14 protein-coding genes are annotated in these 15,341 nt (G+C 52.7%); 6 read left to right on the top strand and 8 right to left on the bottom strand.

The genetic code is table 11. The annotated features are described in order from the left end of the window. Positions 1-26: 26 nt before the first annotated feature. Together leuS and ACTJIK_RS00260 are read left to right on the top strand one after the other, a co-directional pair. Positions 27-2,804: a leucine--tRNA ligase gene (leuS, locus tag ACTJIK_RS00255; protein WP_440644235.1), complete on the top strand. Its 2,778-nt coding sequence runs from the start codon at positions 27-29 to the stop codon at positions 2,802-2,804. Between the two features lie 409 nt (positions 2,805-3,213). Beyond that, a complete protein-coding gene (locus ACTJIK_RS00260) occupies positions 3,214-6,357 on the top strand; it encodes a S41 family peptidase (RefSeq protein ID WP_440644237.1) in 3,144 nt (1,047 codons plus the stop codon). Between the two features lie 67 nt (positions 6,358-6,424). Here ACTJIK_RS00260 and ACTJIK_RS00265 read toward each other — a convergent pair whose 3' ends face one another. Both ACTJIK_RS00265 and ACTJIK_RS00270 read right to left on the bottom strand, forming a co-directional pair. Further along, entirely contained in the window at positions 6,425-6,670 is a 246-nt protein-coding gene (locus ACTJIK_RS00265) for a hypothetical protein (RefSeq protein ID WP_440644239.1), read from the bottom strand. 31 nt (positions 6,671-6,701) lie between these two features. Then, positions 6,702-7,079 carry a hypothetical protein gene (locus ACTJIK_RS00270; RefSeq protein ID WP_440644240.1) on the bottom strand — a complete coding sequence of 126 codons (378 nt, stop codon included), beginning with the start codon at positions 7,077-7,079 and terminating at the stop codon, positions 6,702-6,704. Between the two features lie 146 nt (positions 7,080-7,225). Between ACTJIK_RS00270 and ACTJIK_RS00275 the strand changes: the two genes are divergently transcribed. After that, complete coding sequence (locus tag ACTJIK_RS00275) at positions 7,226-8,077, top strand: endonuclease/exonuclease/phosphatase family protein (RefSeq protein ID WP_440644241.1); 852 nt, start codon at positions 7,226-7,228, stop codon at positions 8,075-8,077. A 51-nt stretch (positions 8,078-8,128) separates the two neighbouring features. Here the strand turns inward: ACTJIK_RS00275 and ACTJIK_RS00280 are convergent, their stop codons facing one another. After that, positions 8,129-9,112 carry a M20/M25/M40 family metallo-hydrolase gene (locus ACTJIK_RS00280; protein ID WP_440644242.1) on the bottom strand — a complete coding sequence of 328 codons (984 nt, stop codon included), beginning with the start codon at positions 9,110-9,112 and terminating at the stop codon, positions 8,129-8,131. Between the two features lie 79 nt (positions 9,113-9,191). Between ACTJIK_RS00280 and ruvB the strand changes: the two genes are divergently transcribed. Next, positions 9,192-10,220, top strand: a complete 1,029-nt coding sequence (ruvB, locus tag ACTJIK_RS00285) for a Holliday junction branch migration DNA helicase RuvB (protein WP_440644243.1) — start codon at positions 9,192-9,194, stop codon at positions 10,218-10,220. A gap of 60 nt (positions 10,221-10,280) precedes the next feature. Here the strand turns inward: ruvB and ACTJIK_RS00290 are convergent, their stop codons facing one another. Genes ACTJIK_RS00290 through ACTJIK_RS00300 form a run of 3 tightly spaced genes read right to left on the bottom strand, consistent with a single transcriptional unit; the run spans position 10,281 to position 12,800 of the window. Further along, on the bottom strand, positions 10,281-10,982 hold the full coding sequence (locus ACTJIK_RS00290) for a response regulator transcription factor (protein ID WP_440644244.1): 702 nt from the start codon (positions 10,980-10,982) through the stop codon (positions 10,281-10,283). Positions 10,983-11,041: 59 nt separating this feature from the next. Further along, positions 11,042-11,833: a DUF3108 domain-containing protein gene (locus ACTJIK_RS00295; protein WP_440644245.1), complete on the bottom strand. Its 792-nt coding sequence runs from the start codon at positions 11,831-11,833 to the stop codon at positions 11,042-11,044. 10 nt (positions 11,834-11,843) lie between these two features. Continuing rightward, positions 11,844-12,800, bottom strand: coding sequence for a lysylphosphatidylglycerol synthase domain-containing protein (locus tag ACTJIK_RS00300; RefSeq protein ID WP_440644246.1), 957 nt, complete (start codon positions 12,798-12,800; stop codon positions 11,844-11,846). 66 nt (positions 12,801-12,866) lie between these two features. On the opposite strand from ACTJIK_RS00300, the gene ruvC reads away from it, so the two are divergent. Further along, the gene (gene ruvC, locus ACTJIK_RS00305; RefSeq protein WP_440644247.1) at positions 12,867-13,430 is read left to right on the top strand and encodes a crossover junction endodeoxyribonuclease RuvC; all 564 of its coding nucleotides are present in this window, start codon (positions 12,867-12,869) and stop codon (positions 13,428-13,430) included. A 167-nt stretch (positions 13,431-13,597) separates the two neighbouring features. After that, the gene (locus ACTJIK_RS00310) at positions 13,598-14,299 is read left to right on the top strand and encodes a response regulator transcription factor (RefSeq protein WP_209145438.1); all 702 of its coding nucleotides are present in this window, start codon (positions 13,598-13,600) and stop codon (positions 14,297-14,299) included. A 1-nt stretch (position 14,300) separates the two neighbouring features. On the opposite strand, the gene ACTJIK_RS00315 is transcribed toward ACTJIK_RS00310, so the two are convergent. Beyond that, entirely contained in the window at positions 14,301-14,690 is a 390-nt protein-coding gene (locus ACTJIK_RS00315; RefSeq protein WP_440644248.1) for an HIT family protein, read from the bottom strand. A gap of 103 nt (positions 14,691-14,793) precedes the next feature. After that, complete coding sequence (greA, locus tag ACTJIK_RS00320; RefSeq protein ID WP_440644249.1) at positions 14,794-15,267, bottom strand: transcription elongation factor GreA; 474 nt, start codon at positions 15,265-15,267, stop codon at positions 14,794-14,796. Between the last annotated feature and the right edge of the window lie 74 nt (positions 15,268-15,341).

Here is a 15,341-nt window from a genome sequence, read left to right on the forward strand (position 1 = left end):
CCCGGCAATCCGGGCTTTTTACGCATATGGAGTACAATTTCAGGCAGATCGAACGGAAATGGCAGGAGCATTGGGTGAAAAACCATGCATACCGGGTAAGTAACAACAGCAGTAAGCCCAAATGTTATGTGCTGGACATGTTCCCCTACCCTTCCGGGGCAGGTTTGCATGTGGGCCATCCACTTGGGTATATCGCATCGGACATCTACGCCCGCTTCAAACGCCTCAAAGGTTTTAACGTGCTGCACCCTATGGGATACGACGCTTTCGGCCTTCCCGCCGAGCAGTACGCCCTTGAAACCGGGCAGCACCCGGCTGTGACCACGGAGCAGAACATCAATTCCTTCCGCAGCCAGCTGGACAATATCGGGTTCAGCTTCGACTGGGAGCGCGAATTCCGCACCAGCGACCCTTCCTATTACAAATGGACGCAATACATTTTCCTCCAGCTGTTCGACAGCTGGTATAACCGCCATGCCGGCAAAGCCGAGCGTATGGAAACCCTCGTGCGCATTTTTGAGGCGGACGGCAACGCGCATCATGAATGCCCCGGCGACCGGCAGATCCGCTTCAATGCCGATACCTGGAACGGGTATACGTATGAAGAGCAGCAGGCCGTGCTGATGGAATACCGTCTCGCTTACCTCGCGCATGCCGAGGTGAACTGGTGCCCGGCATTAGGCACGGTGCTGGCTAACGACGAGGTGATCAACGGCGTGAGCGAACGCGGCGGTCACCCGGTTATCAAGAAAAAGATGCGCCAGTGGTTCCTCCGCATTACCGAATATGCGGACCGGCTGCTGGAAGGCCTTGACAAGATCACTTTCAGCGAGGCCATGAAAGATATGCAGCGCAACTGGATCGGCAAGAGCCAGGGCGCGGAGATCAAGTTCAACGTGGCGGGCACACTGGATAGCATCGTAGTGTACACCACCCGCCCCGATACCATTTTCGGCGTGGACTTCATGGTGGTTGCGCCCGAGCACGAACTGGTGGAGCGCATTACCACCCAGGAACAATCCAAAGCCATCGCCGCCTATAAGGAATACGTTCAAAGCCGCTCCGAGCGCGAACGTATGGCCGAAGTGAAACAGATCACCGGTTGTTTTACCGGCGCATATGCGGTGAACCCCTTCGACGGGCGGAAAATACCTGTATGGATCTCCGAATACGTGCTGGCAGGTTACGGCACAGGCGCCATCATGGCTGTTCCCTGTGGCGACCAGCGCGACTTTAACTTCGCCAGGCATTTCGATATCCCCGTTACCAATATCCTCGGTCCTGCATTCAATGGTGAAGAAGCCAATCCCACCAAGGAAGGTAAGCTTTACAACAGCGACTTCATCACCGGCATGGAAATGAAAGAGGCTATGGACGCGGTGATCAACAAGATCGAAAGTCTGGGCATCGGTAAAAAGCAGATCAATTACCGCATGCGCGACGCAGGTTTCAGCCGTCAGCGTTACTGGGGCGAGCCTTTCCCGATCGTGTTCCGCAACGGCGTTCCTGAAGCGCTGCCGGAGGATGAACTGCCGCTGGAACTGCCGCACGTCGAAAACTATCGCCCCGGCGAGGAAGGCGAAGGCCCGCTGGCCAATATCACCGAATGGGTGAACCTCCCTGCCGATCCGGGCACTTCACTGCGCCGGGAGACCAATACCATGCCCGGTTACGCCGGCAGCAGCTGGTATTTCCTGCGTTATATGGACCCTCATAACAACGAAACCTTCTGCGACCGGAAAATATCCGATTACTGGGGCCAGGTGGACCTGTACATCGGCGGTACCGAGCATGCCGTGGGGCACCTGCTGTATTCCCGCATGTGGACCAAAGCCTTGTTCGATCTTGGTTATATCGGGTTCGACGAGCCGTATAAGAAGCTCGTGAACCAGGGAATGATCACGGGCAGCAGCAGGCTGGTATACCGTGTGCGCGGCACTAACCAGTACGTATCCGCCGGTCTTAAGGACAAATACGAGACGGACGAGCTGCACGTGGACGTGAACATCGTGGACGGCGTGGAGCTGGATACCGCAGCCTTCCGTGCATGGCGCGCGGATTATGCCAATGCACAATTCATCCTCGAAGATGGAAAATATATCTGCGGCACGCTCTCTGAAAAAATGAGCAAGAGCAAGTTCAACACAGTGAACCCGGACATGCTGGTAGAGAAGTTCGGCGCGGATACTTTCCGGATGTACGAGATGTTCCTGGGCCCGGTGGAGCAGAGCAAACCCTGGGAAACCAAGGGTATTGAAGGCGTGCACCGTTTCCTCAAAAAACTCTGGCGCCTGTTCATGGACGAGCAGAAAGGCCTGATCGTGAAAAGCGGCGAACCGACTGCCGAAGAGCTGAAAGCCCTGCATAAGACCATCCGCAAGATCGAGGAGGATACCGAGCGCCTCTCTTACAACACGGCGGTGAGCGCTTTTATGGTATGCATCAACGAGCTGACGGACCTGAAATGCCACAAAAAAGCCGTGCTGGAGCAGATACTGGTATTGCTCGCGCCTTATGCGCCGCATATCAGCGAAGAGCTGTGGCAGGCTATCGGCAACAGCGGCTCCATCCTGGATGCAACCTTCCCTGTATTCGAGGGAAAGTATATAGTTGAAAGCACCAAGGAGTACCCTGTTTCTGTGAACGGCAAGCTCCGCACCACCATCAACATTTCGCTGGACGCCGGCGAGGAAGAGGTGCGCCAGATCGCACTGTCCAACGAAACCGTGCAGAAGTGGGTGGAAGGCCAGCAGATCAAGAAGGTTATTTTCGTGAAAGGAAAGATGATCAACGTGGTGATCTGATCCCTGTAACGATACCATATAGCCCGGCTGGAAAAGTTTTTCAGCCGGGCTTTTTTGTGCGGTAATGGCCAACCCGTTCGGGATACCATGAGCATTAAATGCCGCGAAGGAAGCCACCAGCATCGGCCAGGCATGTTCGATACCATGAGCATTGCCTGCCGCCAGCCAGGCTAAACCAGCCGGGGATACCTGAGCATTGCATGCCAAAGGATGCGCCAACATTAGCCGGACTTACCTCGCCGGTGAACCGCCTTGCAATTGCCCGGCAAATTTGCCATGCCAACGCCGTCAAACTATCCTGATATGAATACTGCCTCTCCGGATACGACTGCGTCTGAAATACATGATGAAAGGTTTCTTCATCCGCCGATTCCTTCTTAATTTACCGTTAACTAAAATCTCCAGCTTTATGAGAGCTTTACTACCGGGCCTCCTGGCGGCTTTCCTGTACCTGCCCGCCCAGGCACAGACCACAGAAGCCTATTTTACGACTTACCCGACCCTGACCCCTGACGGGCAAACCGTGATCTTCAGCTACGAAGGCGACCTCTGGAAAGCAGATGTACAGCGGCCGCAGGCCACACGCCTCACCGCCATGCAGGGGAATGAGACCCTGCCCAGGGTATCCCCCGACGGCAAATGGATCGCATTCACGGCCACCCAGTTCGGCAACGCGGACATTTTCCTGATACCCATAGAAGGCGGCGAAGTAAGGCAGCTTACCATGCACGAAGCCTCCGACCAGATGGAATCCTGGAGCTGGGATTCCCGCTCGGTATATTTCACTTCCGGCCGCTCCGGTAATGCCACCAGCTACAAGGTAGGCATCGAGGGCGGCACGCCCCTGCGCATATTCCCCCACTATTTCAACCTCATTCACAATATCGCGGAACACCCCACTTCCGGTGAGCTGTTCTTCAACGATACCTGGGAAAGCAGCTTCCAGGCCAACCGCAAACGGTACAAAGGGGATTTTAACCCGGACATCCAGTCGTACATACCCGCCACCAAAGCCTACAAACGTTATACGGACTACCGCGGCAAAGACCTCTGGACTACCATCGACCGTAAAGGGAATATTTACTTCACTTCAGACGAGGCCAATGGCGAATACAATCTCTACACCTTTGCCAACGGCAACAAAAAGGCCCTTACCAGTTTCCCTACTTCCATCAAAAGGCCCTTTGCAAATGCCAATGGCGGCAAAGTGGTGTTCGAGAAGGATTACCAGGTATGGATCTACGACGTAGCCGCCGGCAAATCGGAAAAACTCGCCATCAAACTATTCCGCAACCCTGTGCTCCCGAAAGAACAGGGCTTTGAAGTGAAGGACAAGATCTCTCATTTCGACGTGTCTCCCGACGGCAAAAAGCTCGCCTTCATTTCACGCGGCGAACTGTTCGTTTCAGACATCGAAGGCAAATTCGTACGCCAGCTTTCCCGCCCCGCGGAACGCGCCATGCAGGTGGAATGGCTGGCAGACAACCGTACCCTTCTCTTCAACCAAACCCTCAACGGTTACCTCAACTGGTATACCATCCCGGCAGACGGCAGCGGTTCCGCCAAACAACTCACCAGCGACAAACGCAACAACCGCCAGCTGAACATGAACAAAAACCGCACGCAGGCCGTGTACCTCAGCGGCCGCGATGAAGTGCGCGTGATGGACCTTAAATCCTTCGAATCCAAAACGGTGGTGAAAGACGAGATCTGGGCCTTCCAGAATGCCGACCCGCGCTTTTCTCCCAACGATGAATACATCGTGTTCACCGCCTACCGCAACTTTGAGACGGACATCCTGGTGCATCACCTGAAAAAAAATACCACTACCAACCTTACCAATACAGGGGTAACCGAAACCAATCCCTATTGGTCGCCCGACGGCAAGTACATTTACTTCACTTCTTCCCGTACCAAACCCGCTTATCCCTTCGGCATGAGTAACGCCAAGGTATACCGCATTGCGCTGGAGAAACTGGACGAACCCTTCCGCGCCGATAAATTCGACGAGCTCTTCAAAAAAGAAGAAAAGAAAGAAGAGAAGAAAGATACCTCCAAAAAAGCCGCCGCGCCTGTAGTTACGGATATCTCCATCGATGCCGACAAGATCATGCAGCGCACTGAGCAGGTAGGACCTGACTTCGGTTCCCAGTACGGCCCCTACCATATTTCCCAGAAAGGCGATAAAGCCACCGTATACTTCGCTTCCAATCACTCAGACGGCAAAGGCGCCATGTGGAAAACCGTGATCGAACCCTTTGAAGACAACAAAACGGAAAAGATCGCCGGCTCTGAAAGGGGCGCATCCCCCATCCGTGAAGTAGACGGCAAACTATACGCCCTCTCCGGCGGCAACATCCACAAGCTGAACCCCGACGCCAACAAACTGGACGTCATCAACATCAGCCTGCCTTTCTACCGGAACCTCAGTACTGAATTCCAGCAGATATTTTACGAAACCTGGGCCAACGTGGAAGAAAATTTCTACAATGCCGACTTCCACGGTACCAACTGGACCAGGCTCCGCGACGATTACAGCCGCTTCCTGCCGTACATCAACAACCGCTCGGACCTCCGCATCCTGCTGAACGACCTGCTTGGTGAACTGAACTCCTCGCACCTCGGTTTCAACAGCTCCGGCGATGAAGAAAAGATCAACCTGAGCTACCGCACCATGGAAACCGGCATCCAGTTCGACAACCAGCAACCCTACAAAGTAAGCCGCATCATCGCCAAAAGCAGCGCAGATAAACGCGGTGTGGACATTCGCCCCGGCGATATACTCACCAAGGTGAACGGCACGCCCGTGCAAACGAATCTCTGCCGAGACCAATACTTCACCCGCCCGTCCTTCGAAAGAGAGATCACCCTCACATTCGAGCGTGGCGGCAAACCTTTCGATGTAAGACTTCACCCGCAACCTTACTATTACCTTGGCGACCAGCTCTATGACGAATGGATAGCGGAGAATGAAACACGCGTAGACAAGCTCAGCAACAACAAAGTAGCCTATACCTGCATGAAGAACATGGGTACCGGAGAGCTGGAAAAATTCCTCATAGACATGGCAGCAAAGCTTGGCAGTAAAGACGCCCTCATCCTTGACCTCCGTTACAACACCGGCGGCAATGTGCACGACGAGGTGCTGAAATTCCTGTCTCAACGCCCCTACCTGCAATGGCAATACCGCGAAGGGAAACTCTCTCCCCAGCCGAATTTCGCGCCCGCCGGCAAACCCATCGTGCTGCTGATCAACGAACAATCCCTCAGCGATGCGGAAATGACCGCCGCAGGCTTCAAAGCGCTGAAGCTGGGCAAGATCGTCGGCACCGAATCTTACCGCTGGATCATTTTCACTTCCGGCAAAGGACTGGTCGACGGCTCATTCTACCGCCTCCCCTCCTGGGGCTGCTACACGCTCGATGGTAAAAACCTCGAAAAAGAAGGCGTAGCCCCCGACATCTACGTGAAAACCACTTTCACCGACAGGCTGGAAGATAAAGACCCACAGCTGGAAAGAGCCGTACAGGAAGTGCTGAAGGACATGAAATAAACACACCGGTTTATGCCACTCTTTTTAAAAAAGGACCAGGACCCACCTGGTCCTTTTTTATTGGGCTTTATTGCAGCTCCTGGTCCATGAATGCCCGCAATACCTCCTCCGGTTCCCCTATCGCGCGCAGGGCCGTTCTCACGGCAAATAACGGCACAGGATCCTGGTACATGCGGATCACCACCGGCCGGCCTCCCTCCGGTTGATGCCACTTTTCATAGCCGCCGGCAATAAAGCGGAACACAAAACCCCTGGACGTCAAAAAGGAACGGAAAGCATCGAGGCTGACGGCGGGGTAAGATGAATCTTTCATATGCAGATCGTTTTGGCGGTTAACAAACTACTCAGGCGCAGGCTGAAGAATGCGGTATATCGATCGTGCAGAAAAATCCCCGCACAGCGGAACCATTCTTCATCAGCTCCAGCATATCGTCGAACCCTGCCATATCCGGCAGGGGCGGCCACACCACCTCGCCCCGCAAGGTCCAGCCAAGGCGGGTCATATCCTCTACCAGCGTGCCTTTCAGCAGCATATCCATGAAGTACACCCGCAGCACCACTTCCAGGCAATCTTTGGCTTCCCGCCGCGAAGCACCGTAACCCGTAAGGTCCAGCCCCGGCAAATGCGCAAAATAACAACCCTGCTCATCTTCGAACAGCAGGCCCCGGACCCTTACCGGGCAATAATCCCGGCCCGGCAGGTCAAACGAAAATCTGTCCATATAACGAATTTTTTCACTTGCCCCCCAAATCTAACCACTTATGGAACCCGACGATAAAAATCTGGCCGGGAATATCTCGTGTTAAGAATAGAATATCTCAGGATTTTGAATGTAAACTGAAAAGTATAATTATTAATTTGGCCCCCATGAAAAGGATCACCACCCTACTGCTCTGCCTGTTTGCCGCTTCCACGGCGCTGGCGCAGTCCACCAACATCCGCGTCATGTCTTTCAACATACGCTATAATAACCCGAAAGACAGTATCAATGCCTGGCCCAACAGGAAAGACAAAGTATCTTCCCAGGTCCTGTTCCACCAGCCGCAGCTGCTCGGCGTACAGGAAGCGCTCTGGGACCAGATGGACGACCTCAGCCAGCGCCTCCCCCAATATAAATTCGTGGGAGTGGGCCGCGACGATGGTCAGAAAAAAGGCGAATTCTCCGCTATCTTCTACGATACCACACGCCTGCAGCTGCTGCAATCGAGCACCTTCTGGCTGTCCGAAACCCCGGAAACAGTGGGCAGCAAAGGCTGGGACGCCGCCATCTGCCGCATCGTAACCTATGCCAGGTTCCGCGACCGCAAAACCAAAAAAGAATTCTACCACTTCAATACCCACTTCGATCATATCGGCAAGATCGCCCGCCGCGAAAGTGCGAAGCTGCTGCTGGAAAAAGTTGCAAAAATCAGCGGCAAACTGCCCGCAGTGATCACCGGCGACTTCAACGCCACACCTGCAGACGAACCGATCCGCGTGATCACAGACACGCAGAACCCGCTGCACCTGAAAGACGCCAAGCCCCTCAGCAAAATACCGCACTACGGGCCCGACTGCACTTTCAACAGCTTCAAAGCGCACGAAACCAGCACGGAACCCATCGATTACATCTTCCTGAAAGGAAAATGGACAGTGCTGCAACATGCCACCATCACCCAGTCCTGGAAAGGGCTCTACGCATCGGACCACTACTCCGTGTTTGCCAATCTCAACTTATAAAAGAAAAGGGCCGCTCGGTCAGCGGCCCTTTTTAATATCCCTTACTTCTTTTTATTGTTTCTTTTCTTCCGCAATCCGCGTTGGCGCGTCTTTTCCGCCTACAATGCTGCCGGAGCTTATCGCAATGGCCTCAATAATATCGGCAATGTTCTTCATGTCCATCGATTCCACTTCGTCGTTTACGCTGTGGTAAAGCGTATCCTTATCTATCTGCGTGGTGGAAATAGTATGGGCCGGAACGCCCAGGCGGGCAAGCGTCGCATTGTCTGACCGGTAAAAGAGCCGCTGCTCCGGGTATGGGTCCGGATGGAACTGGAAGCTGGAGCCTTCGAGGTTCTTCTGCAATATCTTCCCGAAATCGGACCGCTCGAAACCCGTGATGAACGCGCTGTTGCGGCCGAATTTGGATTCTTTCCCGATCATTTCGATGTTGAACATGGCGACGATCTTCGCGGGATCGAGCTGTTTGGAAAAGTAGCGCGAGCCGAAGCCGCCGATCTCTTCGGCCGTGAACGTCACGAATATCACGCTGCGCTCAGGCGCATGTTCTTTGAAATAGTTGGCCAGCAGGATCACCGCCGTAACGCCCGATGCGTCATCGTCCGCGCCGTTGGCAATGCTGTCTTCCTCCACGGGTTTCTGTATGCCGATGTGGTCGTAGTGGGCGGAGAAGATCACATATTCATCGGGCTTGCTGCTGCCTTTGATCATTCCGGCCACGTTGTGGAGGAATTTGGGCTCGGAACCTGACGCAAGGGCGGAGTCCAGCGGCACCAGCTTACGGTCCACCATGGCGAAGCGCTGGCGGAAATCCTTTTCACCGGGCAGGGTTTGCAGCCCGGCTTTTTTGAATTCCTCTTCAATGAACAGGGAAGCTTTTTCGATCCCCGGCGTGAAGGTCATGCGGCCCTGCATGCTGTCTGCGGATAAAGTGCTGATGATGCGGCTCACTTCCGTTTCGCTGATCTTTTGCGCCCGGGCGGGCATGATTCCCGCCGCCAGGGCGCCCAGAAGGCATAGTGCGCTTAATTTCATGGCTGATAAAGATTTCGCTAAAAATAATGGAAATATCCTCTACAATTTCTCTTTACTTTTGGATATGAAAGGCGAAGATATGTCCAATTCAAACCTAAGACCAGATGAGAACCGGTTGAGCGCTGCCGAAAAGGAATTTGAGAACAGTATCCGGCCGAGAGAGATCGAGGATTTTTCCGGGCAGGAGCAGATCATTGAGAACCTCAGGATCTTCATCAAAGCGGCTAAAATGCGCGGCGAAGCGCTGGATCACATCCTGTTCCATGGCCCTCCGGGCCTGGGCAAGACCACCCTTTCCCGCATTGTGGCCAACGAGCTGGGCGTGAACATCCGCGAAACCTCCGGCCCCGTGATAGAAAAGCCCGGCGACCTGGCCGGCCTGCTCACCAATCTCGAAACGAACGATGTGCTGTTTGTAGATGAAATACACCGCCTGAGCACCGTGGTGGAGGAATATCTTTATTCTGCCATGGAAGATTACCGGATAGACATCATGATCGATTCCGGCCCCAACGCCCGTTCCGTACAGATCAACCTCCATCCTTTCACGCTGGTGGGCGCCACCACCCGCTCCGGACTGCTAACCGCGCCGCTGCTGAGCCGCTTCGGCATCAAAAGCCGCCTGGAATATTACTCCGCCGCCACGCTGCAAAAGATACTCTGGCGCGCGGCAGGACTGCTGGGCTCCAAGATCACTTCAGACGCTGCGGCCGAGATCGCCCGCCGCTCCCGCGGTACGCCGCGTATTGCCAACGGCCTGCTGCGCCGCGTGCGCGACTTTGCGCAGGTAGTAGGCACCGGTGTGATAGACCTGGAGATCGCGCAATTCAGCCTCAAAGCGCTGAGCGTGGATGAATACGGCCTGGACGAAATGGACAACCGCATCCTGAACGTGATCATCGAGAACTTTAAAGGAGGCCCCGTGGGCATTACCACTATTGCAACCGCCGTGGGCGAAGAAGCCGGCACGCTGGAAGAAGTGTACGAGCCGTTCCTGATACAGGAAGGTTTCATCAAACGCACGCCCCGCGGGCGCGAGGTGACGGAAAAAGCGTATATGCACCTGGGTAAGAGCCCGCTCAAAGGAGGATCCAATCTTTTATTCTGAGGCCGGACGGCATAAAAAAAGCACCGTTGCCGGTGCTTTTCCTTTTAATTTCTTGTTCCCTTAATCTTTCACCACCAGCCTGAAGCCGTTGCCGTGTATGTTCACGATCTCGATATTCTGGTCGTCTTTCAGGTATTTCCTCAGCTTGGCGATGTAAACGTCCATGCTGCGGCCGTTGAAGTATGTATCGCTGCCCCAGATCTTTTTGAGCGCCACTTCGCGCGGCAGCAGGTCGTTCTTATGCTCGCAGAGCATATGCAGCAGCTCGTTCTCTTTGGGGGAAAGCGTATGGCTGTCGTTGGCCTTGGAGAGGGTGCGGAGCCTTGAATTGAAATGATATTGCCCGATCCTGAACTCGAACTGCTCTTCTTCCTTGTTGTTCAGCTCCTGGTTGCGTTTCAGGATAGCTTTTATCTTGAGCAGCAGCAACTCGCTGTCGAAGGGTTTGGAGATGTAATCGTCCGCCCCGAGCTTGTAGCCCTGGATAATGTCTTCCTTCATGGTTTTGGCGGAGAGGAAGAAAAGGGGGATATCGGGGTCCACGTCGCGGATCTCTTCGGCAAGCTTAAAACCATCCATATTGGGCATCATGATATCCAGCAGGCAGATGTCGAATTTCTCGCGGCGGAAGGCTGCCAGCGCCAGAATGCCGTCCCTGCACAATTCCACCTCATAGTCGTTCAGCTCCAGGTAATTTTTCAATACCATGCCGAGGTTGGTATCGTCTTCAGCCAACAGTATCTTAGGTTTGCGTTCTTCCATATCTAAATGATTTTAAGCTGCAACAAATATAACGGATAAAGATGAATCCGGGGGCCGGGCTATCTTTTCTTTACCAGGGCGCTCATGGCATGCCGCAGGTTACTGTAATTGATCATATCCACCTTGATGCTGCCCACGGAAATGGGACTGTCTATACGCAGGGGGATCTTGTTCCCGTCGTCGCTCACCCAAACGGTCATTTGCTCGCCGCCTTCGAAGATGGTGCCTTTAATGAGCAGGGGTCTGAATTTGATGGCCCTGAAGGTGCCGTAGCGGGTGGACACTTCTTCTTTGCCCATGTAGCGGATGTAGATGTTGTACACCTCATCGTCGAGGAACATGGTGAAGGGTATCTTATCTTCCGGTTTGTATTTGGAGAAATCGACATTGCGGGCGTAATAGATGGCGCTGATCACGTCCTGTATGCAATGGGGCACTTTGAAGGTGCCATTGGTGCTGGTAGCCGTGCCGGCTTCGCGGTTGAAACCTACGTTGTTGTAGATCTTATGGCCTCCTTCGTTCACATTGCGGATGAAGCGCATGGGCAGCATGGTGGCCGTGTCTATATAACTTTCGTATTTGTCCCGCACTTTGAAGATCCAGTCGTAGGTGCGGTAGGTGCGCCCTTCGCCGATAACGTGATAGGCGTCTTTGCCGTTGTATTTTTCAAGTTTGGAGGTAAAGGTGGCTTCGCCGGCGCCCACGAAAACGCTGCCGAGGTTGTAGAAGACCTTGAATGTGATGGATTCGCCGGCTTTGAAGCTGGTATTGGTAATGCCACAGAACTGGTCCTGCGCGGCTGCGCCTATGGTAAAAGTTAACCCGCAAAGCAACAATAGAAAATACTTCATCGATCGATCGCTATTTGTCCTTGAAAATTTTTACCCCCAGCAGCAAAATACTGCCGATGGCAGCGGGTAATACCAGGTTTATCAGCCAGATGGCTACGGTGGCGGCCAGTATACCGGCGGTATTGGCGCTCAGCAGCCCGAGAAAATGAAGGCTTACGCTTCCTCTCAACCCGATCTCCGCGATGGCGATGGTTGGGAGCACTGCCATCACAATATAGATCACGTTGATCATGAAAAAGCCCTGCCACCAAACAAATGACACGCCCAACGCATATAATAAAATCAAATATTGTGCCGAGAACACCAGGTAACGCACTGCGCTCAGCAGCAGCAGCTTTTCCAGTTCCTTCGGGGAATATCGGGCTATGATCTGTATGAACACCTTAATTTTCCGGAGCCAGGGTATTTTGTCCACCAGGGTAACAATAATCCGCAACCGAAAATAAAGGATTAACCCGAGCGCGCAAATGACTATGAGTATACTTAACAGTAATTTCTCAGCCACTTGTGGTGCAAAATACCCGTTCCTGCCTGTCAGTTCATATTGATTAATATAATAAATAAACCCGATCAGCCCAAATATGATGGTGGTCATCAGCTGGGAGAAGCTGCCTACGATCGTGGCGGCAATGGCTTTCAGTTTGTTGGGATTGCGGAGGTAGAGGATGCGGCCGCCATATTCCCCGATGCGGTTGGGGGTGTTCACCGAGAGGGAAACGCCGCTGAGGATGGCGCCGAAGGCCCTCGCGAAGGGCACTTCTTCCAGCGGTTTTACGAGCAGCTGCCACTTGCGGGCTTCGAGGCCCCAGTTGGCGAACATCATGACCATGACGAGTATGAGCATCAGCCAGCCCCGTTCCAGTACCATTTCCTTCATATGGGCCCAGGCGGCGGGTAAGTTCTGCTGGTTCTGCACCTGTTGGTAGATCGCGAAGGTTAACCAGATGCACAGTGCCCCGCCCAGCACATAATTGAGGATTATTTTGGTACTTTTGTTCAGACGTTGAAGAGTTTTGGCAAAAATAGTCTCCGCTTGGCAAACAATACAAAAATAATTCTCGGCATAGATCCCGGGACGATCATCATGGGGTATGGATTGATTGCCGTAACGGGCCAGCAGGTGCAGATCATCGAAATGGGCGTGCTGAAAATGAATCCAAAAAAAGACCATTACGAACGGCTCAGGGCGATCCACGACCGTATGATAGGCATTATCAGCCAGCACAAACCCGTTAGTTGCGCCATCGAAGCCCCTTTCTTCGGGAAAAATGTGCAGAGTATGCTCAAGCTCGGAAGAGCCCAGGGAGTGGCCATTGCCACCGCCATGCAGGCGGGGGTGGGCGTATCTGAATATTCCCCCAAGAAAGTCAAGCAATCGATTACAGGCAATGGTAACGCCAATAAGGAACAGGTTTGGCAGATGCTGCAGCGGATCCTGAAGTTTACCGAGCAACCCGAATACCTTGATGCCACGGATGCTCTGGCCGTGGCCGTATGCCACCACTTCCAGGAAACGAGCCCGCTCGCAGCCGCCGGCAAATCAAAAGGCTGGGACAAATTCCTTCAGCAGCATCCCGAAAGGCTTTGCAAGCCGTAGCGTCAAATGAACAAAAGAGGGAGGCTGATGTTTGTTAATTGAGAAATTGTACTTATTTTGAACTAAAATATGGCTGAGGCGCTTTAAACTGTACCGAAATAAAAGCGCAAACTGCAACGTTACAAATGAAATTTTATTCCTTTTATCACCCCTAATATTTTTCGTAGATGGATACGAAGGCTAGAATATTACTAGTGGAGGATGATTATAACCTGGGTGCAATTACCAAAAAACGTCTGGAAGAATCGGGATACGAAGTGACGCATTGCTCTGATGGTGAAATTGCCTGGAAAACGTTTCAAAAAAGCCTGTACGACATATGCCTGCTGGATGTGGTGATGCCCAAAAAGAACGGGTTTGAACTCGCCAAACAGATCAGGCAGCGTAACGACCTTATTCCTATTCTTTTCCTAACCTCCAAGTCGCAAGACGAAGACAAGATCAGCGGATTCAAGCACGGCGCTGACGATTATGTGACCAAACCTTTCTCCATGCAGGAACTGCTGCTGAGAATAGAAGTGTTCCTCAAACGTACCCGCCCGCTGAATGCAGACAAACGCACCACCTTCACCGTTGGCAAAACCACTTTCGACTACGGCGAGCTGAAACTCATGGATAAGTCAGGCAAACTCAAAGCCAGCCTTACCCAGAAAGAAGCAGACCTGCTGAAGTTCTTTTGTGAGAATGCCAACAAAACCCTCAAACGCGAAGAGATCCTGTACCATGTATGGGGTAAAGACGATTATTTCCTGGGAAGGAGTATGGACGTTTTTATCACCAAGATCCGCAAGCACTTCCTGGACGATAAGGATGTGAAGCTGGAGACGCTCCACGGCATCGGTTTTAAATTCTATGTAACGACCTTATAACCTATAATCCCGCTACAATCCGCTCCTGTACCTGTTTAAACTGCTCCGGGCTCAATTTCAGCTTGGCACGCGTAAAGTTCAGATCATCAGCAGAATTAATGGGCACCAGGTGCATATGCGCATGCGGCACTTCGAGGCCTACCACACTAATGCCTACACGATTGCAGGGCACCGCGGCTTCTATGGCCTTCGCAATAGGTTTGGCAAACAACAGCCACTCCGCCATCAGCTCGTCGCTTACGTCGAAGAATTTATCGGTTTCCACTTTGGGCACAATGAGCGTATGCCCCTCCACCAGCGGGAATATATCCAGGAATGCATAGAAATGATCGTTCTCCGCAATGCGGTAGCTGGGTATCTCGCCTTTGATGATCTTGGAAAAAATGGTCATGATAAATAATTAAGCAAATACTAATCTACGGCATAATTCGCATTAAAAAAGGCCCCCAAAACAAAGTTGGCGGGCCTTTTCAATATTCAGCGCCGTATGCAGCTTATACGGTAATGTGATCGATCTTGAACTTCATGGTGCCGTTGGGCGCTACGATATCCGCTTCGTCTCCTACCTTTTTACCCAGCAGGCCCTTGCCGATGGGCGAGGTCACGGAAATCTTACCCAGCTTCAGGTCCGCTTCCTTTTCAGACACCAGCTGGTAAGTCACGGTCTTTTTGTTGGCCAGGTTGGTAATGGTCACTTTACACAGCACGGAAACTTTGGAGGTATCAATAGCATCGGCCTCCACCACCCTGGCGTTGGCAATAATATTTTCCAGTACGGCAATTTTAGCCTCGTGAAGACCCTGCGCCTCTTTGGCGGCATCATATTCCGCGTTTTCCTTCAGGTCCCCCTTTTCCCGCGCCTCGGAAATAGCCTTGGCAATCTCTGCCCTGCCTTTGGTTTTGAGTTGCGTAAGCTCAGCCCTCATTTGTTCAAGGGATTCTTTGGTTACATAATTTACGCCAGACATAACCTTTATTGATTTAGTATAAAGAAAAAAAAATTAACGCCCCCGCTTGCGCAAAGACGTCAATTCAGTATGAT

The sequence above is a fragment of the Chitinophaga sp. 22620 genome, from assembly GCF_052044405.1.
Classification (GTDB): Bacteria; Bacteroidota; Bacteroidia; order Chitinophagales; family Chitinophagaceae; genus Chitinophaga.